Below are 18,045 nucleotides of genomic sequence, written 5' to 3'. Positions count from 1 at the left end.
CCGCGCGTCGCCCGATTCGGCCTAGGGTGGACGGTTGTGACGGAGAAGTCGAAGGGCGCACCGGATTCCGGTGACGCCGGCCGGTCGCCCGCAGGTCCCATCCCGCAGACCGGCGCCGTCGGCAATGTCGGCAGCCCCATGGACCAGCACGTGACCCAGGAATTCGCCCGCCCGAACCTGGGCAAGGAGGTCCCGCGGACCGACGACGAGCTCGGGCTCGACCCGGACGATCTACCCAATGCCGAGGCACGCACCGAGGTGCTGCCCACCACCGCGCCGCAGCCGCCCGCCGACGACGCGACCTACTCCTATGCCAGCATCCCGCCCGCCGCCAATGCCCCGGCCGACCCGGACCGCCTGCGCCGCAACCGCGACGACCGGCGCGGCACCCTGGACTTCGGGCTGTTCGTGCTGCGCCTCGTGGTCGGCGCGACCTTCGTCTACCACGGTGTGCAGAAGTTGTTCGGCTGGTTCCACGGGCCCGGCTTCGACGGCACCCGGGACTTCTTGGCCCAGGGCGGCTGGGATCACGCCTCGCTGGCGGCCCCGCTGCTCATCGCCGGGGAGATCGGCGGCGGAATCCTGCTCGTGCTCGGCCTCGCGACGCCGCTCGCCGCGGGCGCGGTACTCGCGGTGATCCTCGACGCGTGGGCCTTCAAGCAGGGCATGTACCCCGGCTTCCAGTACAAGGCCGGGCCCGGCGCGGTCGAGCTGGAGAGCGTGCTCGCGGGCACCGCCGTCGCGGTGCTGCTCACCGGCCCCGGCCGCTGGTCCCTCGACCGCGGCCGCGGCTGGGCTACCCGCCCCAGCTGGGGCTCGCTCCTGATCCTGGTACTCGCCGTCGCCGCGGCGGCGCTGACCTGGTGGTACCTGCACGGCGGCAACCCGCTCGCCGGCTGACCGCAGCCCGCCGGTACGGACGGGCCGCTCCGCGCGGAGCAGCCCCGGCGGTTCGGCGGGCTCCGCGACTTCCGGGGCGACCCGCCGCCCCACGTCACCACGCGCGTCCGCGCACCCCGTGCACGCGCGCACCTCGCGCCGGATCGGCATCTCGCGCCGGATCGGCACCCCTCACCCGAGGGGTGCCGACTCCCGTTTCACGGCACGCGCCGCACAGCACCCTTGTCCGCCGACGTCGCCAGCGCCGCGTAGGCGCGCAACGCCGTGGTCACCGGACGCACCCGGTCCACAGGCTGCCACGGCCGCTCCGCCGCCTCCATCTTGGCCCGCCGCTCGGCCAGCACCGCGTCGTCGACCAGCACCTCCAGCGCCCGGGTGGCGACGTCGATCCGGATCTGATCCCCGTTCTGGATCAGCCCGACTGCGCCCCCGCTGGCCGCCTCCGGCGAGATGTGCCCGATGGAGAGCCCGGAGGTGCCACCGGAGAACCGCCCGTCGGTGATCAGCGCGCACTTCTTGCCGAGCCCGGCGCCCTTGAGGAACGCGGTGGGGTGCAGCATCTCCTGCATGCCCGGCCCGCCGGACGGCCCCTCGTAGCGGACAACGAGCACATCCCCCGCCTGGATCTTCTTGCCGAGGATCAGCGACACCGCCTCCTCCTGCGACTCGACCACGACGGCCGGTCCCTGGAAGGAGAACAGCTCCTCGTCGATTCCGGCGGTCTTCAGGATCGCCCCGTCCGGCGCGATGTTGCCGCGCAGCACCACCAGCCCGCCCTCGACGGTGTAGGCGTGCTCCAGATCGCGGATGCAGCCGCCCGCGGCGTCGGTATCCAGCGACGACCAGCGGTTCTCGGTGGAGAAGGGCTCGACGGTGCGCACCCCGCCCGGCGCCGCGTGGAAGAGCTCCACCGCCTCCGCCGAGGTCTTCCCGGAGCGGATGTCCCAGGTGTCGAGCCACTCGTCGAAGCTCGCGGTGTGCACGGTGGAGACGTTCTCCGCCAGCAGCCCGGCCCGGCGCAGCTCGCCCAGGATGGCCGGGATGCCACCGGCCCGATGCACGTCCTCCATGTGGTAATCGGAGTTCGGCGAGACCTTGGCGAGGCACGGCACCCGGCGGCTGATCTCGTCGATGGTGCCGAGGTCGAAGTCGATCTCGCCCTCCTGCGCGGCGGCGAGGGTGTGCAGCACGGTGTTGGTGGAGCCGCCCATGGCGACGTCGAGCGCCATGGCGTTGCGGAAGGCGTCGGCGTTGGCGACGTTGCGCGGCAGCACCGAGGCGTCGTCCTCGCGGTACCAGCGGTTCGCGATGTCGACGACGACCGTGCCAGCCCGCTCGAAGAGCGCCCGGCGCGCGGCGTGCGTGGCGAGCGTGGAGCCGTTGCCCGGCAGCGCGAGCCCGAGCGCCTCGGTGAGGCAGTTCATCGAGTTGGCGGTGAACATGCCGGAGCAGGAGCCGCAGGTCGGGCAGGCGCTGCGCTCGACCTCGTCCAGCCCCTCGTCGGAGACGGCGGCGTTGGCGCTCGCCGAGATGGCGGTGATCAGGTCGGTCGGCGCCTGCGCGACCCCGCCGACCACCACCGCCTTCCCGGCCTCCATCGGCCCGCCGGAGACGAAGACCGCGGGGATGTTCAGCCGCATGGCCGCGTTCAGCATGCCGGGCGTGATCTTGTCGCAGTTCGAGATGCAGACCAGCGCGTCCGCGGTGTGCGCGTTCGCCATGTACTCCACCGAGTCCGCGATGATCTCGCGGCTCGGCAGCGAGTAGAGCATCCCGCCGTGGCCCATCGCGATGCCGTCGTCCACGGCGATGGTGTGGAACTCGCGCGGAACGCCACCGGCCGCCCGCACCGCCTCGGCCACGATCTCGCCGACGTCCTTGAGATGCACGTGGCCCGGCACGAACTGGGTGTACGAGTTCGCGATCGCGACGATCGGCTTCCCGAAGTCGGAGTCGGTCATCCCGGTCGCCCGCCAGAGCGCGCGGGCGCCCGCGGCATTGCGGCCGATGGTGGTGGTGCGGGAACGAAGCGGTGGCATGGGGCGTCCTCGTCTGGTCGCGGGCTGGAGCGACCGCGGGCGGCCGGTCGGGGAGAAACACGACGGCCGCACCTGCGGCGCTTCAACGGTACTCGCGCCCCCGCGCGCCGCCGGTCACCGGTCGTGCGCCCCCCGACGCACCGCCGGTCACCGGCGGCGGTTCACTCGCCCTTCGCGGACGGCTCCGCCGCGTCCTCCGCTGCTGCTGCCGCCGCGGCCCGCTCGGCCGCCGACTGCTCCCGGATCGCCTCCTCGGCCTGGGCGAAGACATCCGGAATCCGCCCGTCCGAGGCCGCGATCAGCTCGCGCAGCCGGTCGTACCCCACCGCGGGCAGCTTGACCTCGGACTCGTCGGTGAGCCGCGCCCGCACGAACCCGCGCTTGGGCAGCCGCACCCCGGCCACCCGCGACCACTCCACCGACTCGGAGGTGAAGACCGTACGCAGCTCCAGCCCCTCCGGCGTCACCGTGGTCCGGGTGCGCTCCACCCAGAGCAGCATCACGACCGGGATCAGCAGCAGCGGCCACAGCAGGGAGGGCCTGCCGACGAAGGGGAAGAAGACGCTGAAGGTCAGGATCAGCACACCGATGTAGGCCAGCTGCGGCACCCGGATCACCCGCACGCCCGGCTCGACGCCGTGCGGCGAGCGCGGCCAGAGCAGCCAGCTCAGCACCCCGACCAGAGGGATCACGCCCCAGCGCAGCCACTGCGGCCACTCCAGTGCGAACGCCACGGCGAGGAATACCAGGTAGAGCAGCGGCACCGCGACCGCCGCGATCCGCCGCAGGCGCCCACCCGTGGCGGATCCCGCCTCGGCGATGTGGGACGATGCAGGTGGTGGCACGGACTGATGCGGTGATGACACCCCCCCATCCTCGCATTCGGCCGAGCGGACTCGAGCAACCACGGTGCTCCCACATAATGGGACGGCGAGGGTCGGCTGTTTGACTCGACGGTTCACGCGCGCTTAACGTCGAACGCGTGAATCCAATCGAGCTTCTCGTACTCGGCCGGCGCGTCCAGCGTTGAGCACGACTTCCTAGTCGATTACGACAGCTCGCGTTGCGACGCGCCACCCTCGAACAGCCATGCTGATCGGGGGCTTTTTTGTGTTCGGGGTTCAAGACCACAAGCAGTGAGGAAAGACGGTGAGCGCACCTACCGCCAGGCCCGGGCCCTCGGCCCGCAAGCCTGCGCCTTCGGCCACTTCGCAGACACCCGTCGCGACTGCAACCGCGGCCACGCGTCGCCAGCTCCCGCCCGAGCGGGTCACCGGCGCGCAGTCCGTCGTGCGGTCGCTCGAGGAGCTCGAGGTCGACACGGTATTCGGGATTCCCGGCGGTGCGATCCTTCCCGTCTACGACCCCCTCTTCGACTCCACCCGGGTGCGGCACGTGCTGGTCAGGCATGAGCAGGGCGCGGGCCACGCGGCCACCGGCTACGCGCAGGCCACCGGCAAGGTCGGCGTCTGCATGGCGACCTCCGGTCCCGGCGCCACCAACCTGGTGACTCCGATCGCCGACGCCCAGATGGACTCGGTGCCGATCGTCGCCATCACCGGCCAGGTCGGCCGCGGGCTGATCGGAACGGACGCCTTCCAGGAGGCCGACATCTCCGGCATCACCATGCCGATCACCAAGCACAACTTCCTGATCACCGACGGCGCCGACATCCCGCGGATCCTCGCCGAGGCGTTCTACCTGGCCGCCTCCGGCCGCCCCGGCGCGGTGCTGGTCGACATCCCGAAGGACGTGCTGCAGGCGCAGACCACCTTCACCTGGCCGCCGGAGCTGCGGCTGCCCGGGTACCGCCCGGTCACCAAGCCGCACGGCAAGCAGGTGCGCGAGGCGGCCAGGATGATCCTGGAGGCCAAGAGCCCGGTGCTCTACGTCGGCGGCGGCGTGATCAAGGCCGAGGCCTCGGACAAGCTGCTGGAGCTGGCCGAGCTGACCGGCATCCCGGTGGTCACCACGCTGATGGCGCGCGGCGCCTTCCCGGACTCGCACACCCTGAACATGGGTATGCCCGGCATGCACGGCACCGTCGGCGCCGTGGCCGCGCTGCAGAAGTCGGACCTGCTGATCGTGCTCGGCGCCCGCTTCGACGACCGGGTCACCGGCCAGCTCGACTCCTTCGCGCCGAACGCCAAGGTCATCCACGCCGACATCGACCCGGCCGAGATCGGCAAGAACCGGCACGCCGACGTGCCGATCGTCGGCGACTGCCGCGAGGTGATCGCCGAGCTGATCGAGACGCTCAAGGGCGACCCGGCCGCCGCGCGCACCCCGCTGCTCGACCTCGCCGAATGGTGGACCTACCTGGGCGGGCTCCGCGATTCCTACCCGCTCGGCTGGACCCCGCCGAGCGACGGCTCGCTCTCCCCCGAGTTCGTCATCGACGCACTCGGCAGGCTCGCCGGACCGGACGCGATCTACTGCGCGGGCGTCGGCCAGCACCAGATGTGGGCCGCGCAGTTCATCAAGTACGAGAAGCCGCGCACCTGGCTGAACTCCGGTGGCCTCGGCACCATGGGCTACGCCGTCCCGGCGGCCATGGGCGCCAAGATGGGCGCGCCGGACAAAGAGGTCTGGGCGGTCGACGGCGACGGCTGCTTCCAGATGACCAACCAGGAGCTCGCCACCTGCGCGGTGGAGGGCGTGCCGATCAAGGTCGCGCTGATCAACAACGGCAACCTCGGCATGGTCAGGCAGTGGCAAACGCTCTTCTACCAGGAGCGCTACTCCAACACCGACCTCGGCACGCACACCCTCCGCATCCCGGACTTCGTCAAGCTGGCCGAGGCGCTCGGCTGCCACGGCATCCGGGTGGAGCGGGAAGAGGACGTGGAGGCCGCGATCCGCGAGGCGCAGTCGATCACCGACCGGCCGGTGGTGATCGATTTCATCGTCGGCAAGGACGCCCAGGTCTGGCCGATGGTCGCCGCGGGCACCAGCAACGACGAGATCATGTTCGCGCACGACATCCGCCCGCTCTTCGACGAGGACGAGCAGGCCGCCGAGCCCGCCGTGATCCACGAGGCGCTGACCCACGGCCAGAACGGACAGGAACAGTGAGCACCACCCACACTCTCAGCGTTCTGGTGGAGGACAAGCCGGGTGTGCTCGCGCGCGTCGCGAGCCTGTTCTCCCGGCGTGGCTTCAATATCGAGTCGCTCGCCGTCGGCGCCACCGAGGTGCCGGAGATCTCCCGGATGACGATCGTCGTCACCGTCGAGGACCTGCCGCTCGAGCAGGTCACCAAGCAGCTGAACAAGCTGGTGAACGTCATCAAGATCGTGGAGCAGGACCCCGACGCCTCGGTGGCCCGCGAACTGATCCTGGTGAAGGTGCGCGCCGATGCCAGCGTGCGGACCCAGGTGATCGAGGCGGTCACGCTGTTCCGCGCCAAGGTCATCGATGTCTCGCCGGACGCGCTGACCGTCGAGGCGACCGGCACCAGGTCCAAGCTCGACGCGCTGCTGCGGATGCTCGAGCCGTACGGTATCCGCGAGATCGTGCAGTCCGGTGTGGTCGCGCTCGGCCGCGGTCCGAAGTCCATCACCGCGACCCGCTAGTTCAACAATCGTTCCCCGCCGCGCGGGGACTCACCGTTTCAGAAGGGACGAAACCACAGTGGCAGTCGAACTGTTCTACGACGACGACGCCGATCTCTCGATCATCCAGGGCCGGAAGGTCGCGGTCATCGGGTACGGCAGCCAGGGCCACGCGCACTCGCTGAGCCTGCGCGATTCCGGCGTCGATGTCCGGGTCGGGCTCGCCGAGGGCTCGAAGTCGCGGCCGAAGGCCGAGGAGGCCGGGCTCACCGTCGGCACCCCCGCCGAGGTGTCGGAGTGGGCCGACGTCATCATGGTGCTCGCCCCCGACACCGCCCAGGCGTCGATCTTCACGAACGACATCGAGCCGAACCTGAAGGACGGCGACGCGCTGTTCTTCGGCCACGGCCTGAACATCCACTTCGGGCTGATCAAGGCCCCGGCCTTCGTCACCGTCGCCATGGTCGCCCCCAAGGGCCCGGGCCACCTGGTGCGCCGCCAGTTCGTCGACGGCAAGGGTGTTCCCGCGCTCATCGCGGTCGACCAGGACCCGAAGGGCGAGGGCCAGGCGCTGGCGCTCTCCTACGCCGCCGCCATCGGTGGCGCGCGGGCGGGCGTCATCAAGACCACGTTCAAGGAAGAGACCGAGACCGACCTCTTCGGCGAGCAGGCCGTGCTCTGCGGCGGCACCGAGGAACTGGTCAAGACCGGTTTCGAGGTCATGGTCGAGGCCGGTTACGCGCCGGAGATGGCCTACTTCGAGGTGCTGCACGAGCTGAAGCTGATCGTCGACCTCATGTACGAGGGCGGCATCGCGCGGATGAACTACTCGGTCTCCGACACCGCCGAGTTCGGTGGCTACGTGTCCGGCCCGCGGGTGATCGACGCCGACACCAAGAAGCGGATGCAGGACATCCTCAAGGACATCCAGGACGGCTCGTTCGTCAAGCGCCTCGTCGCCAATGTCGAGGGTGGCAACAAGGAGCTCGAGGGGCTGCGCAAGCAGAACGCCGAGCACCCGATCGAGGTCACCGGCGCCAAGCTGCGCGGGCTGATGAGCTGGGTCGACCGGCCGATCACCGAGACCGCCTGATTTCTCGCACGGACAGGGCCCGGTCGCCGCAGCGACCGGGCCCTGTCGTTTCGTCCGTGCCGGAGCCCCGCCGCCGGCCCGGCCGGATCAGCTGCTGCCGAATGTGCCCGGCCCGAAGTTCCGGTTGAACGGCTGCTGGAAGGGGTTGTTGTTCCACGGGTTGTTGTTGTTCCAGGGGTTGTAGTCGCACCGCTCCCACCAGGGAGCGTTCGGATTCCACCAGTTGCACTGCTGCTGGAAGGGGTTGCGCGCGAACGGATCGCGCCACGGATCGTTGCGCTGGTGCCGGTCGTACCGGTCGTGGCGGACCTCGGTGACGATCGGGCCCGAGGCCGGGTCGGCGGCGGCGGGCGCGGCGAGCGCGACCACCGGCGCCGCGGCGAGCGCGCCTGCGACGACCAGGCGGATCAGCGCCTTGCGGGGGGTTGATAGGGCGAACACGATGGTTCCTTTCACTCCGGCGGGGAAGGATTGCCCCTCAACCCTGCTCCGCTCGCCGCGCAAAAGCCAGGGGTGTTCCCCGCTTCGGGGAGACTTTCATCCCTTCGTATGAGACAACCCTGATACCCCGGTACCGCGGGTCGGCCTTGTTCCGGGTGCCACTACTTTCGGTAGCCCACTATTTGCCGAACCCTTGCGGAGTCGTCCCCGTCGGGCGGACACTGACTCGATGACGACTTCGGCGGTGTCCATCGGCCGCGACGGCTCCGGCGACCAGACCCCGAACGCCCGCTCGGCGCCGCTCGGCGCCGCCGCGGCGAAGGAGCTGCGCCGCCGCGTCCCGCGCTCGGCGCTGGGGGAGTGGTCGCCGCCCCCCGGCCGCCCCGACCCCATCGCCGTCCTCCAGCAGCAGGCCGCCACCCGCGTGCCCGAACTGGTCCCCATCCGCTACGCCCGCATGGTCAGCGGCATGTTCCCGTTCCTGCGCGGCGCCCCCGCCGTCATGGCCGCCGACCTGGCCGCGAGCGAGCACACCGGCCTGACCGTACAACTCTGCGGCGACGCGCACCCCGTCAACTTCGGCCTCTTCGCCTCCCCCGAGCGCGCCCTCGTCTTCGACCTCAACGACTTCGACGAGACCCTTCCCGGCCCCTTCGAATGGGACGTCAAACGCCTGGTCGCCGGCCTCGCCGTGGCCGCCCGAGCCAACGGCTTCGATGACGATTGCGCTGTCCGCTGCGCCGAATCCGCCGCCGGCGCCTACCGCGCCGCCATGCGCGAGTACGCCGCCATGGACGGGCTCTCGGTCTGGTACCAGCGCACCGACGCCGAATCCGGCCTCGACCTCGTCCGCAAACCCGCCCGCCGCCGCCGAATGGAACACACCCTCGACGCCGCCCGCGCCCGCACCACCCTGCAAGCCGTCGGCAAACTCACCGAGCCCGGGCCGGACGGTCCCCGCATCCGCCACCGCCCACCCCTGCTCGTCCCCATCGAGCAGATCGACGCCGACGCCGTGACTGCCGTCTTCCACGCCTACCGCGAGTCGCTCCCCGAGGAGCGCCGCGTTCTGCTCGACCGGTACCGGGTGGTCGACGCGGCGCGCAAAGTCGTCGGAGTGGGCAGCGTCGGCACCCGCTGCTTCATCGTCCTACTGGCCGATCGCGACACCGGTGATCCGCTGTTCCTCCAGGTGAAGGAGGCCGAACAGTCGGTGCTCGCGGCGCACCTCGAGCCGAGCCAGTATCGGCATCAGGGGCGTCGGGTGGTGCACGGTCAGCGAGTCATCCAGTCCACCGCGGACATCTTCCTGGGATGGTGCACCGGTCCGGCGGGGCGCTTCTTCTACTGGCGGCAGTTGCGGGACATGAAGGGGTCGGCGGACGTCGACACCATGACCCCCGGCGTCCTCCGCGCCTACGGCGCGTTGTGCGGCCGCACCCTGGCCCGCGCGCACGCCCGCTCCGGTGACCGCGTCGCCATCGGGTCCTACCTCGGCAGTTCGGATGTCTTCGACCGAGCGATGGGTCGTTTCGCACTGGCGTACGCGGATCAGACCATCGTTGATCACCAGCGGCTGGTGGATGCGATCGCCTCGGGTGAGGTGGTTGCAGCCGAGAAGGGTTGGTGAACTGATCCACCCTACGATCGGTGCAATGACCACGTCGCAGGTTAATGGCGTCTACCACCAAGTCGCCGCCCGGCTTTGTAACGCACTCAATCGCTGTGCCCGCGAGAGCGCAGCCGAATACCACTTCGTCGCTGACGGGAACGTGGTCCGTGGCGAAGCGAGTCCCTTCGACGCCAGGCGGGATTCCCCCGCCGGCACACTGATGGCCGGGAAAATACTGTCCGTTTATTCCGACAGGGAGGTCGGGAGGTCTCGCTACTCCGGGGCTGGCACGCCCTGGTACTGGGAGGTGACGCTCAGCTCCACCGGCAACGCTGTCGCAGCCGTTCACGCCCATGCTCTGGAGACTGGCCACGGACAGCTCCCCCACGGTGTCCGCCCGCTCCGTCCGGCGAACTACCTTGTCGTGGGAGAGTGGACTGCAGAGGACGAGGACGGCATTCGCACAGCCTTTCCGTTCCCCATCGAAATCCCGTGGTCCGAACTCGATCCTGATGTCTGAGGGAGAATCGCTCACTCGAAATCGATCGCCGAACACAGGCGTGCGTACGATCAGAAGAGAACGTCACTGACGGGGGCTGCCGCAGCGTCATCGCCGGGTGCCTCTGGACTCCGGAGCGCAACCCAGGACTCATCCGGAAGCAGGAACCCCCACGCTGCGGCGGCGTCGCGATCGGCCTGCCACGTCCCGCAGAGCAACTCCAGTCCGTGTTCAGCACGGACCTTTGCCTTGATCTGGCGAGTACGGCGCATGGGGTCTTGCTTGTTGGCGCAGACAGTCAGAATCGATATGCGTGGGATGACCACGTCGGGCAGGAAGCCGAATAACGCTGTGAGCCGCGTTGCCTGGCCCTTGTGCAGATCGAAAACAACGGCGTGCTGCTCAGCTGTGAGCATCTTCAGCGGATTGCGCGGTAGCGGAGTCCAATCCAGGAGAGGCACTGCGTAGGTGTTCAGTGCATCTTGACGTATCGAGCGCTTCATGTCCTGATTGCCACGGTTGAGCCAGACCCGGTGTGTGCGCATCAGGAAGGCGCGGTGCCGATCGTTCGCAGCATCGACTTGGAAAAGCATGCAGATCTGGCACTGCCCCTCGCGAGGAATCATCCAGTTGGTACGGACAGTACCTTTCAATTCGACCGCGATGTCAGCGATTGTGGTGTCGAGGGGCTTCTCTTTTATCAGACCCAGTGCTGCAATGACGTGGTACTGCAGCTTGGTCCCGACGCTCGCTCGCTCGTCACTGTCCACTTCGGTCGAGTTGAGATCGAACCGCCAGGTTCGGGCACCGTCGAGTACGTACTGAACAGCCTGATCCACTGCAGTGGTGAAAAGTTGCTCGAGCGGCCGTTCTTGCAGCCAGCTGAGGACCCGCTGCAGTTCTTCGTCCTCTGCTGGGTGCTGGACGACATGCTCGAGAGCTCCGTTAGCGTCGCTGACACAGATGTTGCCCGGCTGCACGAGCGGATGACGATCACGCGGTGGCACCCGGACAACGTACACGGGCGCGACAACTGACGCCGACGCCGCCGGTGACCGGGTGGCTCCTGGTACGACTCCGGGCAGCGGTGCCTCGAGCAGTCAGCTCACTCGGGAAAGGTTCTTCCGGTAAAACTCGTGCCGCGCATGGTCTTCCTGTCCTGTAAAAGCGCGGAAGGCGCCCAGCTTGTACGTCACTCCTGCGCTGTGCTGTTCCATCAGGATCTCGAAATCTTTGCTGAGCACACTGATACGACGTTCGATCTCGGGTGCCTCGGCTGTCAGCCCAGCTCGATCGGCGATCTGCTCGGCCGTGAGGTAGCTGTCCTGCTCTCGAAGCACCCGGTAGATCGGGTCGGTGAAGCTGATGTCTTCGCGCTCGACAGCCTTGCCTTCACACCGCAGCGCGGTTGCGATGGCGAGTCCGAGGGCGCGTGCAACGGGCGGCGGGAAAGCATTGCCGATCTGCCGATACTGCGCCGTCTTGCCGCCGGCGAACCGCCATGCGAACTCGTGCCCTTCCGGTCGCTGTTCGGCGAGCTGCGCGGCGTGCTCGTCATTGCGCACGAAGAGCCAGCCTTGCAGCCGGGCGACCATCTCGACGGTGAGCTTGGGGCCGTACTCGGTCATCGGGCGCTTCTCGTACGGTGGCGCCGTGTCGTGTACGCCGTAGGCGTCGACTCCCAGTTCGGCCCAGGCGCGCTTCGCCCGCGTCGGTCCCAGGTCGGCTCCACCATGCTTCTTGGAACCGCCGACAATCGTCGGGGCGATAGCGTCGGCGCCTTTCGCCCACTTCTTCGCCTCCTTCCAGCCGCGCTCCGCCATCAGCTTGCCCAGTGCTTCGCCGACGGTAGGCGGCTCGCCCTGCTTGTCGGGCCAGCGGAAGTAGCGGAATTCATCCGGTGCCATCGCCACCAGGACGAAGCGCGGCCGCAGTTGGGGGACGCCGTAATCCGAGGCTTGGATCAGCCGCCATTCGGCGGAATAGCCGAACTCCTGCAGACGATCGAGGATGTGCTGCCGGTAGCCGGCGAACCGGGGCATGCTGAGCCCGCGCACATTTTCCAGCAGGAGGGCACGGGGCTGGATCACCGCAACCTGCTCGACCGCCCATGCGAAGAGATCGCGTTCGTCGTCCGCACCGAGTTGTTTGCCCGCGATCGAGAACGGCGGGCACGGGACACCACCGGCCAGCAGATCGATCGGCCGGCCTCCGGGACGATTGTGAGGTGCATACAGGGCGGGATCGAAAACGTTGCGATCTGCGACGTCGCCGACCGCGACTTTCCAGTGCGGGCGGTTCAGCTGCATCGTCGCCGCGGCCATCGGATCGAGTTCGATCGCGAGTTCGTGCTCGAATCCGGCGCGCTCCAGTCCGAGTGCCTGGCCGCCGGCTCCGGCGCAGATTTCGACGACGCTGAGCTCGCTCACGGACGGACCTTTCGGAAGGAGGAGGGAACGCCGGAGGGTATCTTTCCCGGCGAGAATTCCCGGGCTGAAACCAGGACGGTATGACCGACGCCAAACGTGCAGCGGCACGCGCGAGAGCGCACGAACGAGGGACCTTCCCGGCGCCCCTGAGCGCCGGGCGTTCGCGAAACATGCAGGCGAACCGCCGCACCGACACGAAACCCGAGATTGCGCTGCGCAAGGCGCTGCATCACCTCGGCTACCGGTACCGCAAGGACCTCAGGCTCGACCTCGGCGAGGTCAAGGTCCGTCCGGACATCGTTTTCACCGCCCGCAAGCTGGCTGTCTTCGTCGACGGCTGCTTCTGGCACGCATGCCCGGTGCACGGCCGCCGGCCGACTACCAACGAGTGGTACTGGAGCCCCAAACTGCAGCGGAACATCGACCGGGACCAGCGCGTCAGCGGTGCGCTTCGCGCGGCAGGCTGGCGGGTTGTCCGCATCTGGGAGCACGAACCCCTGCCCGACGCTGTTGCCACCGTTGTCGGCGTTCTCGAGGGCGGATCCGAACATGTGAGCGATCCTAGGTGATGAGCTCCGGATCGAAGCGACGGACGCTCCGTGCGGTTCAATGTCCGCATGGGGACAACTTTCGGGACAGATCTGCTCGGTTGGCGGGGCAGTAGGGGCACACATGCACTGGGGTGGCGCTGGGTGCCCAACAGCGCAGACGTCGACAATGGGACCAGCCTGCGCATCGCGGCCCTGGTCCTGGATCACCTCGGCCAGCAGAACCCGAATCGGACGGGCAAAAGCGACCCTCCACCTCCCGGCAATCCAGGTCAGTTGCTGGAGGTGCAGGTAGCGGCGGACGCGGCGAACGAACTGCCGAGGTTGAGCCCGCTGCGCGCGTGGGAGGTTCGGCGCGGCGCCAGGATCATCGAGTACGCCCAGTACAGGCACTTGGACGAGCTGAACAAAGTCATTGCGAAGGATCCGAATCTCCGGGTCACGCTCGGAACCGATTACTTGATCAAGCCTGATGTCCTCGTCGGGCTGCGAGCTGGCCCGGAGTCCGTGGATCTACGCCTGCACGCCGCAATTTCCTGCAAGTGGACCATTCGATCGGATCGGGTCCAGAACATCCGGCACGAGAACAGCATCATGATCCGGCACCGGCGCGGGAGGCTTCCGCACCTGGTGACCGTGACGGCGGAACCGCTGCCGACTCGGCTGGCTTCGATCGCCCGCGGTACCGGAGAAGTCGATGCCACCTACCACATTGCCTACCGGGAGATGGAGGCTGCCGTGGCGGAGGCGGGGACCTCGGAACAGAAGGACGCCTGGGCGGAGATCACGGGACAGGGGCGAGTGCTCGACTACTCGTCCCTGGCAGAGACTCTGGCTTTCTGGTGATCGTTAGGCTGGCATCGTGGTGGCCTACCCGAAGTGGACCCGGGACGAGTTGATCCTTGCGTGCGATCTCGTGCGTGCCAACGGTTGGCGCGAGCTGCGTGAGCACGACCGCAGAGTGGCGGCGCTGTCGGAGCATCTGCGCCAGCTTCCGCTGCACGAAGAACTGACCGGTGATCCTAGATTCCGGAGTGCCGGAAGCGTCTCGCGGAAGACCACCGACATCGCGACCCGGCATCCCGGCTATGTCGGGAAGCAGACGCGCGGGTCGTCGCTGGACCAGGAAGTGCTGAACGATTTCCTGGCGGCCCCGGAGACGATGCAGCGGGCCGCGGAAGAGATCCGGAAGCTGGTACGAGGCGGCCCCGGCAAGTTGAAAGAACTGGGTTTCACTGTCGATATCGCATTCCCTGATTCCGTCGAAGTCAAGGAGGGGCGCCTGCTCGCTGCCCGGCATTACCGGCGCGAGCGGAACCAGGGTATTCGTGACGCGAAGATTGCGGCCGTTCTCCGCGCGGGTCGACCGTTGGCCTGTGAAGTCTGCGAGTTCAATTTCGCCGAGAGCTACGGAGAGCACGGCAGCGGCTACATCGAGTGCCACCACATCGTGCCGCTGCACGCCTCAGGGGAGACCAAGACAAAGCCGTCCGACCTGATTCTCCTGTGCGCGAACTGCCATCGGATGATCCACCGTCGAGCGGTGTGGCTGCGCCCGGACGAGCTGCGGGCGATCCTCGGCAGAGACGACGGTCCTACCTGAGGGGCGCAGGTTCCGGGCTCGGATGCTCCGGCGGCGGCCGGGCTTCGCTATTGCTCCGGACATCGTGTCCGAACAACTCGCTGCACTTGGCGTCCGATCCTGGGAGTTACTTAAGATTGATGACCTGGACAGCCAGCTTCACATCACGCGAGTCCGGCAGAAGCCCCGGTCATGCACGGGAAATCACCCTCCGCCACGTCATTTACCTCACACTTCCCCCACCTCTTCCAGGTGGAGGAATCCCCCCACACCTGGCAAGCTGGACGGCGAGACCGGGAGTTGCAACAGAAGTTTCCCGGCTCGTCTACAGGAAAGAAATGAAATGGCTCAAGGCATTGTGAAGTGGTTCAACAGCGAGAAGGGCTTCGGCTTCATCGCGCAGGACGGCGGGGGCCCCGACGTCTTCGTGCATTACTCGGCTGTGAGCGGCAGCGGCTTCCGCTCCCTCGATGAGGGTCAGCGGGTGGAGTTCGAGATCGGGCAGGGTCAGAAGGGTCCGCAGGCGCAGGACGTGCGTCTCGTTCCCTGATCCCTCAGGTCTCTCTCGGGCCCCGCACCTGGACAGGTGCGGGGCCCGAGGTGTGTTTCGGCCACACCGCGGGCGGCGGCGGCCGAGGGGGGCGTCCATCGCGCTGTCCTGGGCTATTAAGCTGCTCGGTGGCAACCAACCCCCTTCCCCAGGAGTAACCCACCGTGAGCCAAGCTGGCCGTCCTGTTGTCCTGATCGCCGACAAGCTCGCCCAGTCGACCGTCGACGCGCTCGGTGACGGTGTCGAGGTCCGCTGGGTGGACGGCCCGGACCGTCCGGCCCTGCTGGCCGCGGTGCCGGAGGCCGACGCGCTGCTGGTGCGCTCCGCCACCACCGTCGACGCCGAGGTGCTGGATGCGGGCAAGCGGCTGAAGATCGTGGCCAGGGCCGGGGTCGGGCTGGACAATGTGGAGGTTCCGGCCGCCACCGAGCGTGGCGTGCTGGTGGTGAACGCGCCCACCTCGAACATCCACACCGCGGCCGAGCACGCCGTCACCCTGCTGCTCGCCGCCGCCCGCCAGGTCCCGCAGGCCGATGCGACGCTGCGCGAGCACACCTGGAAGCGCAGCAAGTTCAACGGCGTGGAGATCTTCGGCAAGACGGTCGGCGTGGTCGGGCTGGGCCGGATCGGCCAGCTCTTCGCCGCTCGCCTCGCCGCGTTCGAGACGAAGATCGTCGCCTACGACCCCTACGTGTCGCCGGCCAAGGCGGCGCAGCTCGGCATCGAGCTGCTGCCCCTGGACGAGCTGCTGGAGCGGGCCGACCTGATCTCGGTGCACCTGCCGAAGACCCCGGAGACCAAGGGCATCATCGGCCGCGAGGCCATCGCAAGGACCAAGCCGGGCGTGATCATCGTGAACGCGGCGCGCGGCGGGCTCGTCGACGAGGTCGCGCTGGCCGAGGCCATCACCTCCGGGCACGTGCGCGCGGCTGGGCTCGACGTCTTCGAGACCGAGCCGTGCACCGACAGCCCGCTCTTCGAGCTGCCGCAGGTCGTGGTGACCCCGCACCTGGGCGCCTCCACCACCGAGGCGCAGGACCGGGCGGGCACCGATGTCGCCAAGTCGGTGCTGCTGGCGCTGGCGGGCGAGTTCGTGCCCGGCGCGGTGAACGTCACCGGCGGCGCGGTGGCCGACGAGGTCGCGCCGTGGCTGGAGATCGTGCGCAAGCAGGGCGCCCTGCTCGGCGGGCTCTCCGACGAGCTGCCGGTGAGCCTCGAGGTCCAGGTGCGCGGCGAGCTGGCCGCCCAGGAGGTCGCGGTACTGAAGCTCGCGGCGCTGCGCGGCATCTTCTCCGCGCTCATCGAGGACCAGGTGACCTTCGTGAACGCGCCCGCGCTGGCGCAGGACCGCGGGATCAGCGCCGAGGTGACCACGGTGTCGGAGAGCCCGAGCCACCGCAGCCTGGTCGACCTGCGCGCGGTGTTCGGCGACGGCCGCACGCTCAACGTCGCGGGCACGCTGACCGAGCCGCAGCAGGTGCAGAAGATCGTCAACATCAACGGGCGCAACTACGACCTGCGCGCCGAGGGGCTGAACCTGGCCATCCTGAACTACGACGACCAGCCGGGCGCGCTCGGCAAGATCGGCACCAAACTGGGCGAGGCCGGGGTCGACATCCTGGCCGCGCAGCTCACCCAGGACGCGGACAAGGACGGCGCGACGGTGATCCTCCGGGTCGGCCAGGAGGTCCCCGCCGACGTGGAGGGCGCCATCGCGGAGGCCGTCGGGGCCACCAAGATCGCGCAGATCGACCTGTCCTGAGCGGCCCGGAAAACAACGGAGCAACCATGAAGCTTGCTGTCATCCCCGGTGACGGAATCGGCCCCGAGGTCGTCGCCGAGGCGCTCAAGGTGCTGGACACGGTGCTGCCCGGCGTCGAGCGCACCGAGTACGACCTGGGCGCCAAGCGGTACCACGCGACCGGCGAGATCCTGCCGGACTCGGTGCTGCCGGAGCTGAAGCAGCACGACGCCATCCTGCTCGGCGCGATCGGCGACCCGTCGGTGCCGAGCGGGATCCTGGAGCGCGGGCTGCTGCTGCGCACCCGGTTCGCGCTCGACCACCACGTGAACCTGCGGCCGTCGAAGCTGTACCCGGGGGTCTCCAGCCCGCTGGCCGGGTCGCCGGATATCGACTTCGTCGTGGTGCGCGAGGGCACCGAGGGGCCGTACACCGGCACCGGCGGCGCCATCCGGGTGGCGACCCCGCACGAGGTCGCCACCGAGGTGAGCACCAACACCCGCTTCGGCATCGAGCGCGTGGTGCGCTACGCCTACGCGAAGGCGCGGGCGCGGCGCAAACACCTCACGCTGGTGCACAAGACCAATGTGCTCACCTTCGCCGGGTCGCTCTGGCAGCGCACGGTGGCCGAGGTGGGGGCCGAGTTCCCGGACGTCGCCACGGCGTACCAGCACATCGATGCCGCCACCATCCACATGGTGAACGACCCGGGCCGCTTCGACGTGATCGTCACCGACAACCTGTTCGGCGACATCATCACCGACCTGGCGGCCGCGGTGAGCGGCGGGATCGGGCTGGCGGCGAGCGGCAACATCGACGCCTCCGGGGCCAACCCGAGCATGTTCGAGCCGGTGCACGGGAGCGCACCGGATATCGCCGGGCAGTCGAAGGCGGATCCGACCGCCGCGATTCTCTCGGTGGCGCTGCTGCTCAACCACCTCGGGCACACCGAGCAGGCGGGGCGGATCGAGAGCGCGGTGGCGAAGGATCTGGCCGGGCGCTCCGGTTCGGCCTCGACCGTCGAGGTCGGGGATCGGATCGCCGCGGCGGTCTAGG

The 18,045-nt window shown here is 68.7% G+C and carries 17 protein-coding genes; 12 read left to right on the top strand and 5 right to left on the bottom strand.

The window, feature by feature from the left end:
- Nucleotides 1-36: 36 nt before the first annotated feature.
- Entirely contained in the window at nt 37-900 is an 864-nt protein-coding gene (locus LTT61_RS10995; protein WP_233019832.1) for a DoxX family protein, read from the top strand.
- A gap of 197 nt (nt 901-1,097) precedes the next feature.
- Here LTT61_RS10995 and ilvD read toward each other — a convergent pair whose 3' ends face one another.
- Both ilvD and LTT61_RS10985 read right to left on the bottom strand, forming a co-directional pair.
- A complete protein-coding gene (gene ilvD / locus LTT61_RS10990; protein ID WP_233019831.1) occupies nt 1,098-2,939 on the bottom strand; it encodes a dihydroxy-acid dehydratase in 1,842 nt (613 codons plus the stop codon).
- 161 nt (nt 2,940-3,100) lie between these two features.
- The gene (locus tag LTT61_RS10985) at nt 3,101-3,805 is read right to left on the bottom strand and encodes a PH domain-containing protein (protein ID WP_233019830.1); all 705 of its coding nucleotides are present in this window, start codon (nt 3,803-3,805) and stop codon (nt 3,101-3,103) included.
- 283 nt (nt 3,806-4,088) lie between these two features.
- Between LTT61_RS10985 and LTT61_RS10980 the strand changes: the two genes are divergently transcribed.
- Genes LTT61_RS10980 through ilvC form a run of 3 tightly spaced genes read left to right on the top strand, consistent with a single transcriptional unit; the run spans nt 4,089 to nt 7,586 of the window.
- Nucleotides 4,089-6,014, top strand: a complete 1,926-nt coding sequence (locus LTT61_RS10980) for an acetolactate synthase large subunit (RefSeq protein WP_233019829.1) — start codon at nt 4,089-4,091, stop codon at nt 6,012-6,014.
- Nucleotides 6,011-6,514, top strand: a complete 504-nt coding sequence (gene ilvN / locus LTT61_RS10975; protein WP_233019828.1) for an acetolactate synthase small subunit — start codon at nt 6,011-6,013, stop codon at nt 6,512-6,514. The genes LTT61_RS10980 and ilvN overlap by 4 nt, the downstream gene beginning before the upstream one ends.
- A 58-nt stretch (nt 6,515-6,572) precedes the next feature.
- Nucleotides 6,573-7,586, top strand: coding sequence for a ketol-acid reductoisomerase (gene ilvC, locus LTT61_RS10970; protein WP_233019827.1), 1,014 nt, complete (start codon nt 6,573-6,575; stop codon nt 7,584-7,586).
- A gap of 87 nt (nt 7,587-7,673) precedes the next feature.
- On the opposite strand, the gene LTT61_RS10965 is transcribed toward ilvC, so the two are convergent.
- Nucleotides 7,674-8,027 carry a hypothetical protein gene (locus tag LTT61_RS10965; RefSeq protein ID WP_233019826.1) on the bottom strand — a complete coding sequence of 118 codons (354 nt, stop codon included), beginning with the start codon at nt 8,025-8,027 and terminating at the stop codon, nt 7,674-7,676.
- Nucleotides 8,028-8,256: 229 nt separating this feature from the next.
- Here LTT61_RS10965 and LTT61_RS10960 point away from each other — a divergent pair, with 229 nt between their 5' ends.
- Both LTT61_RS10960 and LTT61_RS10955 read left to right on the top strand, forming a co-directional pair.
- On the top strand, nt 8,257-9,657 hold the full coding sequence (locus tag LTT61_RS10960; protein WP_233019825.1) for a DUF2252 domain-containing protein: 1,401 nt from the start codon (nt 8,257-8,259) through the stop codon (nt 9,655-9,657).
- A 25-nt stretch (nt 9,658-9,682) separates the two neighbouring features.
- Nucleotides 9,683-10,159 (top strand): Uma2 family endonuclease, encoded by a 477-nt coding sequence (locus tag LTT61_RS10955; protein ID WP_233019824.1) that lies wholly within the window; start codon nt 9,683-9,685, stop codon nt 10,157-10,159.
- Nucleotides 10,160-10,209: 50 nt separating this feature from the next.
- Here LTT61_RS10955 and LTT61_RS10950 read toward each other — a convergent pair whose 3' ends face one another.
- The gene (locus LTT61_RS10950; RefSeq protein ID WP_233019823.1) at nt 10,210-11,145 is read right to left on the bottom strand and encodes a NaeI family type II restriction endonuclease; all 936 of its coding nucleotides are present in this window, start codon (nt 11,143-11,145) and stop codon (nt 10,210-10,212) included.
- Nucleotides 11,146-11,238: 93 nt separating this feature from the next.
- Nucleotides 11,239-12,567: a DNA cytosine methyltransferase gene (locus LTT61_RS10945; RefSeq protein WP_233019822.1), complete on the bottom strand. Its 1,329-nt coding sequence runs from the start codon at nt 12,565-12,567 to the stop codon at nt 11,239-11,241.
- A gap of 80 nt (nt 12,568-12,647) precedes the next feature.
- Between LTT61_RS10945 and LTT61_RS10940 the strand changes: the two genes are divergently transcribed.
- The 6 genes from LTT61_RS10940 (at nt 12,648) to LTT61_RS10915 (ending at nt 18,044) form a co-directional block, all read left to right on the top strand.
- On the top strand, nt 12,648-13,136 hold the full coding sequence (locus LTT61_RS10940) for a very short patch repair endonuclease (protein ID WP_269821871.1): 489 nt from the start codon (nt 12,648-12,650) through the stop codon (nt 13,134-13,136).
- Between the two features lie 123 nt (nt 13,137-13,259).
- Nucleotides 13,260-13,961, top strand: a complete 702-nt coding sequence (locus tag LTT61_RS10935; RefSeq protein WP_233019821.1) for an NgoMIV family type II restriction endonuclease — start codon at nt 13,260-13,262, stop codon at nt 13,959-13,961.
- Nucleotides 13,962-13,977: 16 nt separating this feature from the next.
- A complete protein-coding gene (locus LTT61_RS10930; RefSeq protein ID WP_233019820.1) occupies nt 13,978-14,718 on the top strand; it encodes an HNH endonuclease in 741 nt (246 codons plus the stop codon).
- A gap of 322 nt (nt 14,719-15,040) precedes the next feature.
- On the top strand, nt 15,041-15,247 hold the full coding sequence (locus LTT61_RS10925; protein ID WP_233019819.1) for a cold-shock protein: 207 nt from the start codon (nt 15,041-15,043) through the stop codon (nt 15,245-15,247).
- A 164-nt stretch (nt 15,248-15,411) separates the two neighbouring features.
- Complete coding sequence (serA, locus tag LTT61_RS10920) at nt 15,412-17,010, top strand: phosphoglycerate dehydrogenase (protein WP_233019818.1); 1,599 nt, start codon at nt 15,412-15,414, stop codon at nt 17,008-17,010.
- 26 nt (nt 17,011-17,036) lie between these two features.
- Nucleotides 17,037-18,044: a 3-isopropylmalate dehydrogenase gene (locus tag LTT61_RS10915; RefSeq protein ID WP_233019817.1), complete on the top strand. Its 1,008-nt coding sequence runs from the start codon at nt 17,037-17,039 to the stop codon at nt 18,042-18,044.
- The last annotated feature ends 1 nt before the right edge of the window (nt 18,045 follow it).

Source organism: Nocardia asteroides, assembly GCF_021183625.1.
GTDB lineage: Bacteria > Actinomycetota > Actinomycetes > Mycobacteriales > Mycobacteriaceae > Nocardia > Nocardia asteroides_A.
Note: the sequence above shows the minus strand (reverse complement) of the source record. Positions and strands in the feature narration are given on the sequence as shown.